Origin of the sequence: Shewanella sp. DAU305 (assembly GCF_026802235.1) — a bacterium.
GTDB lineage: Bacteria > Pseudomonadota > Gammaproteobacteria > Enterobacterales > Shewanellaceae > Shewanella > Shewanella baltica.
In genome coordinates this window covers 3,658,319-3,676,353 of sequence record NZ_CP113808.1, presented here as the reverse complement: position 1 = coordinate 3,676,353, position 18,035 = coordinate 3,658,319, and the positions used below count along the sequence as shown (strand labels likewise).

Genomic DNA, 18,035 nt, shown 5'->3' with positions numbered 1-18,035 from the left:
AATGTTAGCGGGTTAAGATCAATGCTTTGGCTTGATAGCTTAATCTGGCCATTTGACCTTGATCTTGCAGTTCTAACTCATTGAGTTCGAATGGCGGCTGTAAACCCGAGGCTTGGATGAGCTTAGGATCTAACATCAGCTTTAACTTTGGCGACTCTGGGGTCAGCCAATTAGCCGCTTGGGTACGTAGAATCGCCACCTTTTGACCTTCGGCATTGGTACCGGTTAACGTGCCACTTAAGCCAAAACGTCCCGCCTCGGCGACCGATAACTCAAAGTTGATTTGGTTAGGCAGGCCTTTATCCCAAACCGTAAGCACTTCGGGCTTGATGCTCGCCGAATTGACATAGGACTTAAAGACAGATTTGACCGTGCGCTGCACTGGGCGGCCATCGACTTGGGTTTGCACTGTAATTTCAACTTCACTGAAACCCGCATTAGTGCTCGAAAGTGCCACGCCTGCGGGGATCACCGCTTGCCATGTCTCACCTTGTTTTACCATCGTCAGTGGTTGCATATCGCCATCGGCTTGCTTGAGTGTTGCCTGCGGCACGAAGGTGTTATCACTTTGGCTGAGTGCGAGTTCAAGCCCAAGGGTTTGCGCATCAGCCGCGATAGCGGAGGAGGCTTTGACACTCAGTTGATAGGGCGAGCCTTTTTCCTTCACATTGACTAAGTAGTTGGCGCTTGGCGTTAACGGCTGACTGACCTGCAGGCGATATTGGCCCGGTGTGGCTTTCGCCGACATTTGCAGTGCGCTGGAATCATCGGTTAATCCTGCGCTAGCAAGGGTATCGGCGTTGGCCATCGATTTGACCAATGACTCATTGGTGTTTATCCCGCTGCTGTTGGCCGCTTTGCCTTGGGGTGACTGATTAGGGCTAACGCGCTGAATTTGTACGCGCTCAGGGGCAATAGCCTCTGCATGCATTAAGGCGCCAGAACTGGTATCGCCCCGAGGCGCAATGCGCACTAGGCTCGACGCTTGGCTCATGGTGAGGCCAACGCCCGCATTAAGCTGCGCGCCGGTTACATTGACCCAATACTCGTCACTTTGGCTGGCTTGTTCAAGCTGCGGCGCGCTTGCCTGATACTCGCCATACAAAGGGGTGATAAAGCTAATGTAATCCGTACTGGTGTTAATGGGCGCCAGTGTTGGACTGGCAATATTGCTATCGACAAGATCGGTATCGCTCGGCGCGGCTAGGGTTAACCCTTTGGCGTACATAGGGCTGGCATTGGTTTTGGGATCTATGGGTGTGGCTTCGTCTTGGCAGGCTGCGAGCAGTCCGCTTAGCGCCAAGACACTGGCAAGTTTGCTGAGTGTATGCATCTTAGTGCTCCTTAAATATGGTTGCGGATCAGCGTGTCTAAATTGAAACACGCACGGCGGCTCTGCTGATGGCTTAGGGGTTCTTGGCCACGGGTCTTTTGTTTATCGGTAAACCAGACTGTGCCAGCTGCCTTTTGCGAGCTGCAATTTAAGAAGCCGTCGGAGCAGCTATCGAGCCAGTTTTGAGTGGTTTCGAGCGCCACTTGGTATTGATAACCCGCGCAGTAACTGTCGCTGTCCCAAATGGCGGAATCAACATCAGAGCCCACCACGACTTCGAAGGGTTTACCCAGCGATGGGCGGCCTGCAGTGCCGTAGAGCATAGTGTTGTTGTAGTTTGCCATCCAACCCACTTGCTGTTGTTTCACCGCGTTGCTGCCATAGCCTAAGAGCCAGCCTAAGCTGGTTTCGAACACATTACCTTGGTTCACCGCATCGGCCAGCGGCGTACCAGCACTGGATGGGGCGAGGGCGATAACCTTTGAGGTGGCGTTGATCACCGCAGGATAACGGCTGTCCCACGTGGGGTTAGATAAAATCCACCGCACTACGTTGCCACCATTGGAGTGGGTCAGCAGAATTAAGTCATCGATATTTTTGGCTTGGATAAAGCTATTGAGCTGGGTCGCCAGACAACCTGCGGCACTTTCTTCCCACATATATTGGTCAAAGTCGCAGTTGATCACTGTGTAATTGTTTGGCACTGGGATACCTTGGCGCACTGAGTTAACAAATTCGGGCGTCCAGTAATCGGCTAAGGCATTGGTCTGGTGACCCGTACCGTGGATAAAGGCAACTCCGGTTGCAGCTAATGTCGCTGGGCTGACAGCTAACAGACCCAAGAGCATGAGGGCTTTTTTGATCTTCATGGGTATATCTCGTGTTGTTGGTCTTGTTGATAGTGGCCGCGCAGTCCGTTGCGACTGTTTAGGGCAAATCGGTTAATGCTAAGGATTTGCCGTAATTTAGCGTTAAATCGGCTGACATGGCTCGGGTTATATGCGCCATAGGCGCAGGTTACTCACTTTGGGTAGAACATGATTTAAGGCCTGAGTACGACGGATAGGGTGAATGCGCTAGTTTAGGTTGGCAGCCAATGTGATTGCCGTAACTTAGCCATTATCAACAGGACTTAACTCAAGCTTCTTAACCTAGACGCAACATTTTGAGCTGGCAAGTAAAAAAATCACCATATAATTGAATAGCATGGCAGTATTTTAAAGCATACGTTTTAATGTCAATATCGAGGGAGGTAAGCTTATGATAAGCAATGGCTAATAAATGGTACTGTGTTTTATGGTGTTTGAAATTATGGCTCGATTACGCAAAAGAATTTTCTGTGACATTGGCTTTGCGTTTGAGTTAATAGGTTTATCGTTCTGTATATAAAGGTTTTTTGGATAAATCCGCTAAACTTAGCCACTCGCTTTGTGAGATCGACATCAGCTTAGTGCATTTAAAGCGCAAACCGATTAGGCTGAGCTGAGTTAAAGTAGCATCAACGTGATGAATACCCATACTGCCAAGAATGCACGCATTTATGATATGTCAGCTTTTAGGTCATTGATTGAAGCACTGATTTGAACCATTGGTTGAATTACTAATAGAAACAGCGATTCAAACAGTGATTGAGCGATGGGCTGAAATACGAGATGCAATGCGACTTGGGCAGGATTAAAGAGATAAGGGAGAATAAGTTTGGCGATAGAACATAATGAGATGGTGAGCTGCTTAAGTGGATTGCAATGCCGCACTAACTTCACCATAAAAAACATTACCGAATACATGCTCCCAGACACCAAAGAGGCGTTCTATTTACACCTCGACGGTAAATCACCGAACTTGATTATTCGGCCCGCATTTGAGGTTTTTTCTGGCGAACTCGCCACCATTGCAGGCGTGCATGCCAAATACGATTATTTCCACAATGCGGAGATGACCCGTTTTCCAAAGCGTTTGCATAAGAGTCTCACCGAAACCCACTATGGACTTGCCTTTAGCTTTGACACAGTCGAAGCCGTGCAGCAATTTGTTAGCCGTTTAGGCGCCATAGTCAAAGGTGGATAAATTTTAGTTTTGGTATTTTAGAGTTAAATTCCTCAATACCCATGAAAATGAGGAATTTAACTGCTGCCTTTTTACGCGGCGTTTCAGTATATTCATCAGTAGATGAATTTTGCTGGAGCCTGCCATGTCGCTTATTCCCGGTCGTCCTAGGGGCGTCGTTCCATTTACTGCCCAACCTGAATCGCCGCCCATTCTCGGTCGTCCAAAGGGGAACTCAGACGCGCGCCAACGCTTAATTACCGCTGCTTTAAGTCTCTTTAGTCATCGCAGTTATCCTACTGTGTCTACCCGTGAAATCGCCCGCGAAGCCGAGGTCGATGCCGCGCTTATCCGTTACTATTTTGGTTCGAAAGCGGGTTTGTTCGAACAAATGGTGCGGGAAACCCTTGAGCCTGTATTAACCCGCTTACGCGAAATATCTGCAGCTGAAGCGCCGAATAATGTCGGCGAAATCATGCAGACCTACTACCGCGTTATGGCACCCAACCCTGGCTTGCCACGGCTGATTATACGAGTGTTGCAGGAGGGCGATGGCTCGGAACCCTATCGAATTATCTTGTCTGTATTTGAGCAAGTGTTAACCCTGTCGCGGCAATGGCTCGAATCCACATTAGTTAATTCGGGATTATTAAAAGAGGGCGTCGACCCCGATTTAGCACGGCTAAGTTTTGTGAGTCTTATGGTATTTCCGCTTATTGCCCCGCCCGTATTAATGCGTCAGTTCGGCTTTTTTGATGCTGATGCTGCGCTTTTGCAGCGCTTAGCACTGCACAATATGCAGGTTTTTACGCAGGGACTGTTATGTGAACCAAGGAGCCAGTCATGAGCTCAACGATAGGTTTAACGATGTTGAATGACCAAGATTTTAGTCGCAATCGTTTCAGTAAAAGCAACTCAAGTAACAAAAGTTTAAGTAACAGCAGTTTAAGTAGCAGCAAGTTAAGCAACAGCAAGTTAAGAAACAATAAGTTAACTAATCAAACCGCGTTAATTAAAAGAGTCGCGACAGGTGTCGTTTTAGGCTGTTTGCTGCTGCAGTTAGCGGCTTGCACTCAAGAGTCGCCGAGCGTCCTTGGCACAGTCGAGCGTGACAGACTGACACTGACCGCGCCCGTGGGTGAGTTGATTACTCAGGTAAATGTGGTTGAAGGTCAGCAGGTTAAGGCGGGCGAAGTGCTACTCACACTCGATTCGACCTCGGCCAATGCGCGCCTTGCCCTGCGTCAAGCCGAACTTGAACAAGCCAAGGCTAAACTTTCTGAGGCGGTGACTGGTGCGCGTTTAGAAGATATCGAACGCGCTAAGGCCGTGCTCGATGGGGCGAATGCCAGCGTGAAAGAAGCGCAGCGTGCGTTTGAGCGTACCAACCATTTGTATGCCACGAAAGTGCTGAGCCAAGCGGATTTAGATACCGCCCGTGCGGCGCGGGATACCAGTTTAGCCAAGCAAGCCGAGGCGGAGCAAAGCCTGCGCCTATTAGAAAATGGCACCCGTAGTGAGCAGCTAGAACAAGCTAAAGCCGCGGTGGCCGCCGCCAGCGCCAGTGTCGCTATTGAACAAAAAGCCTTAACCGACTTGAGCTTAGTGGCGGCGCGTGACGCCGTTGTCGATACGCTACCTTGGCGAGTGGGCGATCGTATTGCTGCGGGCACTCAGTTGATTGGTTTGTTGGCGAGCGAGCATCCCTATGTGCGGGTTTATCTGCCCGCGACTTGGTTAGACAGAGTGAAGGCGGGTGATAAGGTCAATATCCGAGTGGATGGCCGCGAAATGCCGATTGCTGGCACAGTGCGCAATATCCGCAGTCAACCCGCTTACACGCCGTTTTATGCGCTTAATGAGCGTGACCGAGCGCGGCTGATGTATCTGACTGATATCACCATTTCCGCCGCGGGTCAGGATTTACCGACGGGCATGGCATTAACCGTGGAGCTGCCATGAGCCACACCGACTTTGCTATCGAGACCCAAGGCATGACCCGCGCCTTTGGCGGCGTCAATGCGGTGGAAAACCTCGACCTCGCCATTCTCAAGGGGACCATTTATGGATTTCTTGGCCCCAATGGCTGCGGAAAATCCACATCAATCCGTATGTTGACTGGGCTGTTGAGCCCAACGTCGGGGGAAATCCGCGTCTTGGGTGAAACCTTACCCGGCGCCGAGGAAAAACTGCGTCGCCGCATCGGCTATATGACGCAAAAATTCTCCCTGTACGACAATCTTTCTGTGCGGGAAAACTTAGAGTTTGTCGCGCAAATTTATGGTTTGAACCGCCGAGCCTCAAAGCTGCGGATAGCCGAGTTAGTCACGCTGTACGATTTAGTCGGCCGAGAAAAACAAATGGCAGGCTCCATGAGTGGCGGCCAGAAACAGCGTTTGGCCTTAGCGGCGGCGACCTTGCATCACCCTGAATTGCTGTTTCTCGATGAGCCGACGTCAGCGGTCGATCCCGAGAATCGGCGCGAGTTTTGGGAGCGCTTATTCGATCTCTGCGCCCAAGGCACCACGATTCTTGTGTCGACTCACTATATGGATGAAGCCGAGCGTTGCCACGGTCTGGCGATTTTAGAGCGGGGGATAAAACGCGCCGACGGTTCACCCCAGCAGTTGATGGCGGCGATGGGCGCTCGGGTGGTTGAAATTTCAGGGGATGATTTACGCAATTTAAAGCAATCATTGATCAGCGTGTCTGCCGTATTATCGGCGGCGCAAATCGGCAGTCGTTTACGGGTGTTAGTGCGCAGCGATATTGAAGATCCACTCGCTTGGCTTAAACCTCGGGTTGCCAGCCGGACGATGGAAGAAGTGCGCGCTAGCCTAGAAGATGTGTTTGTCACTTGCACCGGCGAGCGTTTGGCTGGGGTGTCCAAGGGAGCAACTGACCATGTGGCGTAGAATTTTTGCAATTGTAGTCAAAGAGCTGCGGCAATTATCAAGGGATCGTATGACCTTTGGCATGATAGTCATGATCCCGCTGGTGCAATTGATGTTGTTTGGTTATGCCATCAATACCGATGCGCGCCATCTGCCCGCGGGGCTGGTGAATTTGAGCGATTCTGCCTACAGCCGCTCATTGGTGCAGGCGGTGGAAGCGACGCAGGTGGTGGATTTCAAACAGCGTTATTTAAGTGCAGCCGAGGCAGAGGCGGCGATCACTCGCGGCGAAGTTAAAGCTGTGCTGTATTTGCCCGCCGATCTCGATGAGCGCTTAGTGCGTCACCCAAGCTTTGCGGGTCAGCAATATTTAGCTCAGCCGGTAGGCCAATGGCTAGTGGATGGTTCAGATACGGTTGTGGCTTCAACCATTCGTAGTCTTAGGCAAATGCCGCTGGATGAAATCGCAGGGAGAGCGCAAAAAACCGTGATGCCGAGTTTTGAAGTGGTGCAATATTTTAATCCCGAGCAACGCTCTGTAGTCAATATCGTGCCCGGCCTGCTGGGCGTGATTTTGACTATGACCATGGTGATGTTCACCTCCGCCGCCATAGTGCGTGAGCGCGAGCAGGGTAATATGGAGTTTTTGATCACTACGCCAGTGCGGCCGCTGGAGTTGATGCTGGGTAAAATCGTGCCCTATGTGATCGTCGGTTTTGTGCAAGTGACTATTATCCTGAGCGCAGGGCATTTGTTGTTTGATGTGCCGATTCGTGGCGGAATCGACTCCATCGCCCTTGCCGCTATGTTGTTCATTTGCGCCAGTTTAACTTTAGGATTAGTGATTTCGACCATAGCTAAAACCCAGTTGCAATCGATGCAAATGACGGTATTTATCCTGCTGCCATCGATTCTATTGTCGGGGTTTATGTTCCCCTACGAAGCCATGCCCATCGCGGCGCAGTGGATTGCCGAAGCCTTACCCGCAACCCACTTTATGCGCATGTCACGGGCCATAGTGTTGCGCGATGCCCAAGTGATGGATCTGCAATTTGATGCCCTGTGGATGATAGGTTTTACCTGTATCGGGCTATTTATCGCCAGCATGAGATTCTCTAAGCGCTTGGATTAGTCCTGTGCTCGGCATTTTTGCTAAGAGCAAAGTGCCGAGTTTTGATATAGCGCAAACTATAGATAAACAGTCGCGCTAAGCCATTTAAATCGATATTGCTTAATTAGGATATCCCTTACACTACCGCTATGGCCATTGCCGCCATCATGCTTAGGGAAGGGAATTCATTATGCCTGCAATCATTTGTCATAGCGTGCTCGAAGCCGTTGCATTAATTCAAAGTGGCGAGACGCTGTGGACGCATTCCATGGGCGCCACGCCGCGGATTTTACTCGATGCGTTGGCGCAGCACGCACTCACTAAAGACAATCTCACCTTATTACAGTTACATACCGAAGGCGCTGAGTCCTTAAGCCATCCGAGTTTACAGGGACATTTACGCCATCGATGTTTTTTCGGTGGTCTGCCGACGCGGGCATTGTTGCAAAGTGGTGATGCGGATTATGTGCCGATTTTCCTGTCTGAAGTGCCTAAGTTGTTTCGCTCCGGCGAGCAAAAAATTGATACTGCGATTATTCAAGTATCGCCGCCCGATAAGCACGGCATGTGTTCTTTAGGGATCTCGGTCGAAGCCACGCTTGCGGCCTGCCAAGTGGCGGGTAAGATCATCGCCCATATTAATCCACAAATGCCACGCACCCACGGCGATGGGTTTATCCATATTGACCGTTTTGCCGCTGTGTATGAAGAAAGTGCGGCCTTGCCGATCCATTCTTTCGGCACGGGCGATGCCGTGAGTCTGGCGATTGGCAAAAATGTCGCCCAATTGGTACGTGATGGCGATTGCCTGCAGATGGGCATAGGCGCAATCCCCGATGCTGTTTTATCTTGCTTAACCGACCATAAGGATTTGGGCGTTCACACTGAGCTATTTTCTGACGGCATATTACAACTGGTTGAAAAGGGCGTGATTAACAACAGCAAGAAGCGATTTTATCCGGGGAAATTAGTCACAGGTTTTGCCCTGGGAAGTCAAAAGTTATACGACTATGTTGATGATAATCCGGCGGTTATTTTTATGGACATAGAGCAAGTCAACGATACGTCCATTATCCGTAAAAACCCCAATGTAATGGCAATTAACTCGGCGCTGCAGGTCGACCTTTCTGGCCAAGTGTGCGCCGATTCGATTGGCACTAAAATCTATTCCGGCGTCGGCGGCCAGATGGATTTCATCCGCGGTGCAGGGTTATCAGAAGGTGGGCGCTCTGTGATTGCGCTGCCCAGCACGGCTGCGGGCGGCACAATTTCCCGCATCGCAAGCGTGTTATCACCTGGCGCGGGTGTAGTTACCACTCGGGCCCATGTGCATTATATTGTGACCGAATACGGCGCCGCCAATCTACGCGGTTGTTCACTGCGCGAACGGGCACAAGCGTTGATCGCCATCGCTCACCCCAATTTTAGGGAGCAACTGAGTCGTGATGCCTTCGATGTTTGGGGCTTAAGACTGTAGTTTTTAGGTGTGTCCCTCGTTCTGATCCGTCGCTCAGTCTTCATTTATGGCAAGCATAAACATAAAGAGAGGTAGGCTGGGCGTACTAGATCCCCGCGCCCAATGTTTTAATATGCCCGCTCGATATTATCTGTTCAGTGTTAATTGAATTGCTTAAAGTATTTTAACGCTTTGATAAGAAAGGACTGAACTGCTAAATAAAAGGATGTTTGTCAATGCTGTACCACTTAGAAGCGACCAATCCACTCGAACAATGTTTTGAAAAGGCATTAAGCAATAATGCGCACGCTGAGGCGTTTTATCAGCAATTGAGCCAAGCAAAACTCTTTATCTTGAGTGAGGGTAGCGAGGATGCGCCGCAGGCGGGTGATGGCGCTATCGCTATCAGCATCAAGCAATGGTATATCCCCTTAGAAGATGGCAGCGATCATCCTTTTACCCCTATTTTTACCTCTCAAATCGCGGTTGATAAAGCCATTGAGCTGATGAAAAGCGAAGGCACTGAGTACCATGGCGTGATGGAACTCGAAGCGGCCACGATTTTTCAGCTGCTATTGCAGTCGGGCAATGATATGGCGCTGAATCCCAACAGTAATATGTCGAAAACCTTAGATGAAGATGAGATCCGCTATATGCTATTACCGGATTTTTCTTTGGTTGAACAAAGGGGCGAACTGGTTATTCTGGGCAAAGTCTTCAGTGATGAACTGCCCATTTTTGCGGAGTTAAAGGAAATACTCTCAAACTATAAGCGTGTCCAGAAAGCCTATCTTATCGAATCCAACTCGTTGAACTTTGGTAGGAGTTGCACAGATCATGCGCTCTGTTTGATGGTGCAGTTTGTCGCTGATGATGCCGATGATTTAAGCCGGATCAGGGCAGATGTGGATAGAATGCAGCGTAAAATGGACCCCAATAGTTGGGAGGTGAAAGTGCATCAAATGCGCGCAGATGTTCAAGAACCCCTCGGACAGTTTTGTGTTGAAAAAGCCGAGCCTTTTTACCGTCAGTCGTTGTTTGCAAAAATGAAGCGCTGGTTTGCCTAATCATAAATAACAGGCTGATCTATTTACCTGCTAATTGAATGAGTTAAGACTTATTCGCGCTTTCTGTGGCGATCATCGCTGCTATTTTGTCGTCGCTATTTTAAAGCGAGCCGCCAGCTAAATGGGTTTTAGTCTGGCGTCTGGCAATATACTGTTTCTCTTCGCATTACTGCTCAATATGCTGTTATTTAATGCCTCATTTAAGCAGCTTACTTCTCTGTCACTTTAAATTCTGGCCAGTCATATTCGGCTGAAATACTGGCCAGAATTTCCTTTATTAAGGCGGAACCATTATCGCCGTTGGTCAGCACAACTGCTCCCTGACCTGTTTGGGTATAACCATATAATTGGCTGCGGAAGCCTTCATTGCCGCCACTATGGCTAAAGCTAATCCGGTCTGGCAGTTGTTCAACAAAAAAGCCAAGGCCGGTTTCACCCAATAGTCGGATTAACATGGTTTTGGTCATATCCGTTGAGAGTATTTTATTGGACGTTCCCGCCTCCGACTGTTGCACTTCAATGATGACTTTGGCTAAATCTGTCGCTGTCGTCCACAGACCTGCTGCCGCCAGCTCGGGGTTTTGATGCCACAACCCAGTTATTGCAGCGCCATTTTCATCATGTCCTGCTGCGGCATTGCTGCGCGCTTCGGCTGGTAAGGTTTGTGCGAAGAAACTGTGCTGCATATCTAAAGGAGAAAAGAGGGTTTGTTGCAGTAATTGCGGAAAATCCTGTTTGCTAGCCTCAATCATCATCAATTGGGCGATAGTGTAACCACCACCAGAATAGCTCCATTGGGTGCCAGGTACGGCTTCGACCCGAATCGCATCGGTATTGGACGGGGCAACACCGTTTAGCACCGCCAGTAAGTCGGGCAGAGACTGCCCATCGGCATAACCTTTAAAGCCATGAACATTGATGCCGCCACTGTGGTTAAGCAATTGTCGCAGGCTGACTTTGTGCTCCTTGGTAAATTCATTGTCAGGCAGCTTCCAGCTGTGCAATTGGTTATTGATATCACCGTCCAGTTGCAGTTTTCCTTGTTCAACCAGATGCAATGCTGCCAGCGCGGTGAGGGATTTACTGATGGATGCGGCCTGAAATAATGTTGTTGGTGTTGTACTTTGCGCACCTTCAGTACCGTCTTTTCCCGCAATATTGACGCCATAAGCCCGAGCCCATTCAATGCGGCCATTATTGACGATCGCAATACTGACCGCAGGCACCCGATAATAGTGCATCCGATCCACAAGGTTCATCTTTTGCGCTGAGGTGCCTTTGGCAACCACTAAGCTGGAAAGCCCGTGCTCGACGCGGCTAATGCTGTCATTTTGCGCCACATCATCTTGAGTGGCAGTCGCGGCTGATACTGCTCCCGGATAACAACAGCCGAACATCAATAAAGCCAACGTGTTACGTAGCGGATTTAGCATATTGAGCATGTGATTTTAGTCCTTTATCAAATGTTGAAAATCCTTGGCGAAACAGGGGGCCGGTGTTCGTTTGTCAAAACAGACGGCAGTATTTAGCGCGGCGCATCATAGAGTGTGGATTTGTCGCATAACAGTCTGATGAACTGAACATATTGGACTGTGGTTACAGTTGCAAACTCGCAGGTGTAACTAATGATGACACGCTTTAGTTATTAATAGGTATCCAGTCATTTGCCATTGCGTATGATGCAGCTTTAATTCAACGCGGTGAGACTTTGTTAACTCATTCAATAGACGAACAGGTAGATACGCTGATCTTCATTGTCACTCAGACTTTAGGGGCAAACTGAGTCGTAGTGCCTTTGACGTTTGGGCTTTAAGGGTTTAATTCTCTTTATTTATCAATGGAGTTTTCTTTTAAACTTCGTTTGTTTATTGATTTTCAAAGTCAAAGTCTTGGGGCTTCACCCCTTGATGATTAATCAAGAGTCGACCAAGGAGGACTGCTCGTCCTATCCTCCTTGGATTCTCCAAGACGCCCCCAACGGAGCTGAAAGCCCCTTGAGCTCATCTGTAAATTTGCTATCGCTTCCGAAGGATGCGTCCATGCACCTGCGAAAGCTAGCTTGCCATCCATGGCAAGACTCACGCAATTTGCCTATTCACTCCTACTTGCTGTCTTCCGTTTTAAGTTACCTATGAATTTAACGCAAGAGAGACAGAATTTTTAATTAACTCGAATGCTGTAAATTAAGAATTGAAAAATACAAAGTAATAACTATTTTCCTAATTAGTGACTTATGTTTTATCGTGATAAAACATAAGTATTAAGTTTTAATATTTAAAAAGACTTAACATTAGCATGGAGTGGTTTATGTCAATTTCAGAAGAAATGTTGCAGCCTAAGTGTCCTATTTGCGGAGCGCAGCCAGTACACACTGATGAATGTTCTGGTCTAATCCCATCGGACACTTAATTTTGAGACAGTATGGTCAATAAATTAAGAGGTCGATATGAGTCTGAAGAAATCACATAAGAGTTATCCCCAGGCATTTAAAGATGAAGCTGTCTTGATGGTGCTAGAACAAGGTTATAGCGTTGCCGATGCGGCAAAGTCTCTTGGAGTTAGCACGAGCCTGCTTTACAACTGGAAGGAAAAACACCAAGCCCTGAAACAAGGTGTCACCTTAGAAGAGTCTGAGCGTGATGAGCTAAAACGATTACGTAAAGAAAACAAAGAATTACGAATGGAGAAAGAAATTCTAAAAAAGGCCAGCGCCTTCTTTGCGAAAGAAATGAAGTAAAATTTCGTTTCATCAAACGGCAATCCAACCTGTTTCCCGTAGCACTGTTATGTCGAGTAATGAGTGTAAGCAAATCAGGCTATTACGATTGGCATAAACGCCCTGCAAACGTGATAAGCCTTGAAACACTGAAGCTTTATCGCCTTGTTCGACAGCTATTTAAGCAAAGTCGAGGCAGCTTAGGGAATCGTGAAATGGTGAAAAAATTGCGCAAGGAAGGCTACCAGGTTGGTCGCTATCTCGTTCGTAAAATTATGCACCGCCTTCGACTCAAAGCAACCCAGCGACGTGCTTACAAGGTGACTACGCAGCGGAAACACTCAGATGCAGTGGCAGATAACCTGTTAAACATGAACTTTAATCCAGTATCGGCTAATCAGGTCTGGGCGGGTGACGTGACCTATTTAAAGACGGGTGAAGGCTGGATGTATTTAGCTGTGGTGATGGATTTATATTCACGCCGGATTGTGGGATGGCACATAGATAAACGCATGACCACAGATTTGATATCTAAGGCATTAATAAAAGCCTACAACCTGCGACAACCAGCGCGAGGGCTGGTATTCCACAGTGACCGAGGCTCGCAATATACCAGTAAGCAATTCGGTAGGCTGCTATTGAGCTATGGTATCCGAGCCAGCATGGGTGATGTGGGAGCGTGTTGGGATAATGCCGTTGTTGAGCGATTCTTTGGCAGCTTAAAACACGATTGGATTTTTAAAGTTAATCAACCAACAAGGGAGTTTATGAAGCAAGATGTGACTGCTTACATGAAATATTACAACTTGGAGCGGCTGCATTCTGCTAATGACGATCTGTCACCGGTAGAGTTTGAAAATTCTCAAGTAAAAGTGTCCAGTTTGGGTTGACCAGTACAGAATATCAAAAGTTTATGATATGCAAAGAGTGTGGGCACAAAGAGAACTTTGATGATTTCATGGATGAATTTAAGGTGAATGTTCTGAATCAACTTACGAACTCGCTTGACAGTACTTTTGAAAAATTAGCAAAGAAAAGTAAAAATATTAAATTTACGAAAAGATAAAGGATTTTTATTATGGAATTAACAGTCAGTGATATAGGTGCCATTGCAGCTGCTGTGTTTGCTGGCGGCTCATTGTTGCATAGCATCAGAACTCATAATAAACAGAAAGACTTGATGCGAGAGTTAAGCTCTCTCCAGCGTGAGCTTACAGCATTAGAACTAAAGGATGCGAAGGCACGAGCAATTAGCAAGGAGAAAGCTGAATTTAGTGCGAGATTTGTTAACTACGGAAGTCAAGGAAGTAAGCAGTTAGTGATTACTAATGTAGGATCATCTCAGGCCAGAAATGTACAGATAGACTTTCAAGGTAAAATTGATTTTGTTATGAGATCTGAAGTTGAAGATTACTTTCCATGTAACCTTGATAGCTCAGAGTCAGTAAAATTACTCGCATCAAGTTCATTGAGTCATACAGCAATAAGAGAGTCTTTTACGCTATCGTGGATGGATAATGCAGGAGGAAATCGTAAGGATTTTAATGTGCAATATAGATAACAGTGTTTCTAAGATAAATATTTTTGAAATATTACAATGATTTTAAAGAGTGCAAATTACCTATTCACCTTATGACGGATTTACAGGAAAAAATCGGGCATATCTTTTTGAGTTGTGCCTACATAAGTTAAATTTTTCAGTAATGGGATCGAAGATATGAACAAAGGTTAACTGAATTAAGCACTGGCATGTAAGTGACCGTTGGCGGCATGGATGCCGTCGTCGAGCCCTCAGGGACGAGTTTACGGCGTGTCACTGGAGTGACAGTGCTTAATTTTTGGATACCAAGGTTAAGTGATTGCTCTACAACTTCCTATATTTACCATCTCTCTCAGTTATTTCTGAGGCGCTCAAGCTATTTCCCCATGCACTCTGCTAACAACTTGACGAAAAAGTCGCTGCCTTTGCGTTCGCAAAAGGCGATGTTGCGTTCTGGGATGGTTTCGGGATCTGTGTAGCTGGCGAGAGCGAGCTCCATGCTGGCTTCGCGGATGATGTGCAAGGTTGGGTAGGGGGCGCGGTTGGTGAAGTTGGCTGCCCCGTCCTGTGGTTCGCCATCGAAACAATAGTCTGGGTGGAAGGTGGCGAGTTGGTAAGTGCCTTCGTACTCATGCTCGATAAGCGTATCAGTTGCCATGTCGACGAGGTCGAGATAGGCATAAAAACCCTCAAAACCTCGGGGCAGAATAAACAGCGTGGTTTCGGCTTCGGGGTGGGCGTCGAGGTATTGGCACTCTTCGATTAATGCCTTAAGCACGAGTTTGACTTTGGTTTGTTCAACCACTAGATACCGAATACTGCCGCGCTCGACTTCTTGTCTGGCGAAGGGGCAAATATTGTATTTCATGATCACTTTTTTGACCCAGTTGTCGGTTTGTTCAATGATCATGTCGATTTCGTTCATGGTGGTCGTGGCTCGTGCTGACAAAAATTAGGGGGCGATCATAGGGATGATAGACGCCACAAGCAAGACTGCCATCGTGATATTGAAGATCTTCTGTTGGCGCTCATTTTTTAAAATGCGCTTAAGGGCCACGCCAAAACCGAGCCACACAATGGCGCAGGGGAAGGCGACACATAAAAATACTGTCGCGATAGTGATGACCTGCGGGGTTAAATCTTGCTGTACTGATGTGAACGTTGCAATCGCGCCCACCGCCATGATCCAGCCCTTAGGATTCACCCATTGAAACGCCGCGGCTTGGATAAAACTGAAGGGTTTGGCAATGGCTTTACCTTCCATCTTGCTACTGCTGTTGGCGATAAGCCAAGACAGATACAAAAGGTAACCTATGCCGACGACTTTTATCACTTGATGGATGATAGGATAGCTTTGGAAGAGCGCGCTTAAGCCCAAGCCGATCGCGAGGATCATGGTTGGGAAGCCAAGGCTTATTCCCAGCAGATGCGGAATACTGCGTTTCACGCCAAAGTTAACCCCTGAGGTCATCAGCATAATGTTGTTCGGCCCTGGGGTGATCCCCGATGAGAAGGCGAATAGCGCGATAGCGAGTATTAACTCCATAGATAGATCTCACACCTTTCATTTTCGTTGTATGGCATTGTGATTAATGGCGATATTTCGCCTGCGGCCGTCGCATCTGCTTGCGCAATACTGTGTGGCTAGCAAGTTTTTGCTGCGTTTGATTGCAGCGCAGGCGAGGCATTCTAGCGGTTAAATATTGCCGCGCCTATACGGCATAGCGAGTTTATAAACGAAAAAGAATAACAAAATAGGTTGAAGCACTAAGAGGCTCAATTTTGAATGGAGAGTATTAGCGCAGGCTGGTGATTTCCCAGTGATGGCGAGAACATCAATCTATATTGGAATATGCTGATTTAACACTATGATGCATATCAACTTTCAGTTTTAGCAATAGCGACTATCCTTAGACAGAATTTTATAAAATGAGGGAACAGTGCATGATCAATCCGCTGCATAACACGTTACATCGAGAGCGAAGTGGAGAGCTTAATCGGGGCCTAAGCCGAAGGCAGGATCTAAGCCTAAGTCGAGGACTAAATCTAGATATTAGCCGAGTGCTCAATAGGTATTTAGCTGTGTTAGTGCTGCTGTTCACGGGCGTTTTAGGTCTTACTGGGTGCGTGACTGTGACGGATAACGCGGCGCAGCCGCTGCGAACCACAGTCGTGATGTCTGGCGATCTCAGTGAATTACCACCAACCGCCATGACGTACACTTGGCATCCCAAGTTTCAAAAAATTATCACAGACAAGCGTTTAGAGCCGCTGCAAGTGTTGCAGCACATGCAAGATGTCTTAAAGCAAACCTTGCAGAATAAAGGATATCGCTGGGTTGAAGACCCACAACTGGCAGATTTTCAGGTCGGGTTTGGTGTTGCCATGGGCACTGAAATGAGCGATGAGCAAATTCTGGCGGTAACAGGTTTGGTTGCTGGGCTTTCGACCGACGGTGTGAACACTAAAAAGTATGACAAGGGCACAGTGGTGATAGCACTGTTTAAGCCGACTAAAATAAAGGGCGGCGGTGACGAACCCATTTGGCGTGTCCTTGCCCAAGGCTTTGGCAACATTAAAAAGATGGATGAGCTAACCGAAAACTTCGACAGTTTAATTGCCAGCATGGTGGCCAATATACCATCGGTTAATGTGGCACCTTAGTTAGCGTTTTAGTCTTGCTTCGTTTCAGTTCTGGCCTGAGTGAATCAGCATCTTGATAGGAGCATTCGTCAGATAAACGGGATTAGTGCGTAATTGAGCGGCTCGGTCCCACATTTGTGGCGCTAGCTCCCATTTTTGAATGGTGAGGCATGGTATTTTAGTGACAGCCATCTCAATAAAGGGCGCGACAGTGAAAACTGCCGCGCTTTTTCATTTTAATGGGTTAAGCCCCATTTCGATTTCAGGCTATCAGTCGTGCTCGACGCTGATCTCGTAGGATGAAAACTTACGAATGTTAATCACGCCGGTATCAAACATTAAATACTGACCTTTAATCCCCTGCAAAATCCCGCTCACCACCCCATTTTTATCGAAGTTGTGGGAAGTGATCTTCTTCGGAAAGGTGTCGATGGGATAATGAATCGGCTGAATCGTTTCATCTAAACGCTCGATACTGTAATCGCCTTTCTGCATACCGATTTCGTGCAGCTTAGCCTCAATTTGCGGGATCAGTTCTGCGGCTTTCGCATTCAAATCGATATCGTCGGCGTGGCCCTTTAACATGGCTTGCCAATGGGTTTTATCGTTCACCAGTTTCGCCAATTCAACTTCGACCAGACCTGAGAGTTGCCTTGTTGACACTTTAAAAATCGGCAAACCTTGGGTGGCACCTTGGTCAATCCAACGGGTGGGCAGTTGCGTGTGGCGGGTAATGCCGACTTTAACGCCCGAAGTATTCGACAGATACACATAATGCGGCACAAAACAGTGGCTCTGGGCCCACTCTGGTTCGCGGCAAGTACCTTGGTCGTAATGGCAAGTTTCCGGCTTCATGATGCACATATCGCAACTCGCCAGCTTTTGCATACAGACAAAACAGTGGCCCTGCGAGTAACTCTTCTTGCTCTTTTTACCGCAGTTGCAGCAGAAGATATTGCCCGTGTGGGTCAAGGTTAATTGCTTGCCTATCAATGGATTGAGCGGGAGTAACTCATCACCGACAACGAGTTGATATTGCACTTGTTGCGCGTCATCTAACTGCACGCGCATCTTCTTTAGCGTTCCTAACATGGTAATCCTAATGTGTTGCGTTCTGGTGCAGCTTAGTCGCTCATCATGCGGTCTAGTGCACGCTTTCGTTATATCGTCATTGCGTGGCCGTCAGTATACAAGATTATCCAAGCCAGTTTAGATAGGATTTTTCGATA

At 47.8% G+C, this 18,035-nt stretch carries 16 protein-coding genes; 10 read left to right on the top strand and 6 right to left on the bottom strand.

Features of this window, described 5'->3' with window-relative positions:
• Positions 1–4: 4 nt before the first annotated feature.
• Positions 5–1,333 carry a DUF4785 domain-containing protein gene (locus tag OX890_RS15555; protein ID WP_126492353.1) on the bottom strand — a complete coding sequence of 443 codons (1,329 nt, stop codon included), beginning with the start codon at positions 1,331–1,333 and terminating at the stop codon, positions 5–7.
• An 11-nt stretch (positions 1,334–1,344) separates the two neighbouring features.
• Positions 1,345–2,202, bottom strand: coding sequence for a hypothetical protein (locus OX890_RS15550; protein WP_006085294.1), 858 nt, complete (start codon positions 2,200–2,202; stop codon positions 1,345–1,347).
• Positions 2,203–3,052: 850 nt separating this feature from the next.
• On the opposite strand from OX890_RS15550, the gene OX890_RS15545 reads away from it, so the two are divergent.
• The 7 genes from OX890_RS15545 to OX890_RS15515 all read left to right on the top strand — a co-directional run bounded on the left by OX890_RS15545 (position 3,053) and on the right by OX890_RS15515 (position 9,907).
• Positions 3,053–3,400, top strand: a complete 348-nt coding sequence (locus OX890_RS15545) for a hypothetical protein (protein WP_126493510.1) — start codon at positions 3,053–3,055, stop codon at positions 3,398–3,400.
• A 124-nt stretch (positions 3,401–3,524) separates the two neighbouring features.
• Positions 3,525–4,226, top strand: coding sequence for a TetR/AcrR family transcriptional regulator (locus tag OX890_RS15540; RefSeq protein ID WP_006081048.1), 702 nt, complete (start codon positions 3,525–3,527; stop codon positions 4,224–4,226).
• Positions 4,223–5,341, top strand: a complete 1,119-nt coding sequence (locus tag OX890_RS15535; protein WP_126492351.1) for an HlyD family secretion protein — start codon at positions 4,223–4,225, stop codon at positions 5,339–5,341. The genes OX890_RS15540 and OX890_RS15535 overlap by 4 nt, the downstream gene beginning before the upstream one ends.
• On the top strand, positions 5,338–6,294 hold the full coding sequence (locus OX890_RS15530) for an ABC transporter ATP-binding protein (RefSeq protein WP_126492350.1): 957 nt from the start codon (positions 5,338–5,340) through the stop codon (positions 6,292–6,294). The genes OX890_RS15535 and OX890_RS15530 overlap by 4 nt, the downstream gene beginning before the upstream one ends.
• Positions 6,284–7,405, top strand: coding sequence for an ABC transporter permease (locus OX890_RS15525; RefSeq protein WP_126492349.1), 1,122 nt, complete (start codon positions 6,284–6,286; stop codon positions 7,403–7,405). The genes OX890_RS15530 and OX890_RS15525 overlap by 11 nt, the downstream gene beginning before the upstream one ends.
• 169 nt (positions 7,406–7,574) lie before the next feature.
• Positions 7,575–8,861, top strand: a complete 1,287-nt coding sequence (locus OX890_RS15520; RefSeq protein WP_268649519.1) for an acetyl-CoA hydrolase/transferase family protein — start codon at positions 7,575–7,577, stop codon at positions 8,859–8,861.
• Positions 8,862–9,076: 215 nt separating this feature from the next.
• Positions 9,077–9,907, top strand: coding sequence for an enhanced serine sensitivity protein SseB C-terminal domain-containing protein (locus OX890_RS15515; protein ID WP_268649518.1), 831 nt, complete (start codon positions 9,077–9,079; stop codon positions 9,905–9,907).
• Positions 9,908–10,116: 209 nt separating this feature from the next.
• Here the strand turns inward: OX890_RS15515 and OX890_RS15510 are convergent, their stop codons facing one another.
• Entirely contained in the window at positions 10,117–11,349 is a 1,233-nt protein-coding gene (locus OX890_RS15510) for a serine hydrolase domain-containing protein (protein WP_126492346.1), read from the bottom strand.
• Between the two features lie 1,004 nt (positions 11,350–12,353).
• On the opposite strand from OX890_RS15510, the gene OX890_RS15505 reads away from it, so the two are divergent.
• A protein-coding gene (locus OX890_RS15505) for an IS3 family transposase (RefSeq protein WP_268649517.1) occupies positions 12,354–13,513 on the top strand; the annotation gives its coding sequence in 2 pieces (ribosomal slippage) (positions 12,354–12,603 and positions 12,603–13,513; 1,161 coding nt in all).
• A 188-nt stretch (positions 13,514–13,701) separates the two neighbouring features.
• Positions 13,702–14,184 (top strand): hypothetical protein, encoded by a 483-nt coding sequence (locus OX890_RS15500; protein ID WP_126492344.1) that lies wholly within the window; start codon positions 13,702–13,704, stop codon positions 14,182–14,184.
• 355 nt (positions 14,185–14,539) lie between these two features.
• Here the strand turns inward: OX890_RS15500 and OX890_RS15495 are convergent, their stop codons facing one another.
• Both OX890_RS15495 and OX890_RS15490 read right to left on the bottom strand, forming a co-directional pair.
• Positions 14,540–15,088, bottom strand: coding sequence for a DUF1415 domain-containing protein (locus tag OX890_RS15495; RefSeq protein WP_071939037.1), 549 nt, complete (start codon positions 15,086–15,088; stop codon positions 14,540–14,542).
• Between the two features lie 27 nt (positions 15,089–15,115).
• The gene (locus OX890_RS15490) at positions 15,116–15,709 is read right to left on the bottom strand and encodes a LysE family translocator (protein WP_012088771.1); all 594 of its coding nucleotides are present in this window, start codon (positions 15,707–15,709) and stop codon (positions 15,116–15,118) included.
• Positions 15,710–16,107: 398 nt separating this feature from the next.
• On the opposite strand from OX890_RS15490, the gene OX890_RS15485 reads away from it, so the two are divergent.
• Entirely contained in the window at positions 16,108–16,827 is a 720-nt protein-coding gene (locus OX890_RS15485; RefSeq protein WP_063883195.1) for a DUF4136 domain-containing protein, read from the top strand.
• A gap of 249 nt (positions 16,828–17,076) precedes the next feature.
• Here the strand turns inward: OX890_RS15485 and OX890_RS15480 are convergent, their stop codons facing one another.
• Positions 17,077–17,898 carry a DUF2797 domain-containing protein gene (locus OX890_RS15480; protein WP_063883194.1) on the bottom strand — a complete coding sequence of 274 codons (822 nt, stop codon included), beginning with the start codon at positions 17,896–17,898 and terminating at the stop codon, positions 17,077–17,079.
• Positions 17,899–18,035: the final 137 nt, after the last annotated feature.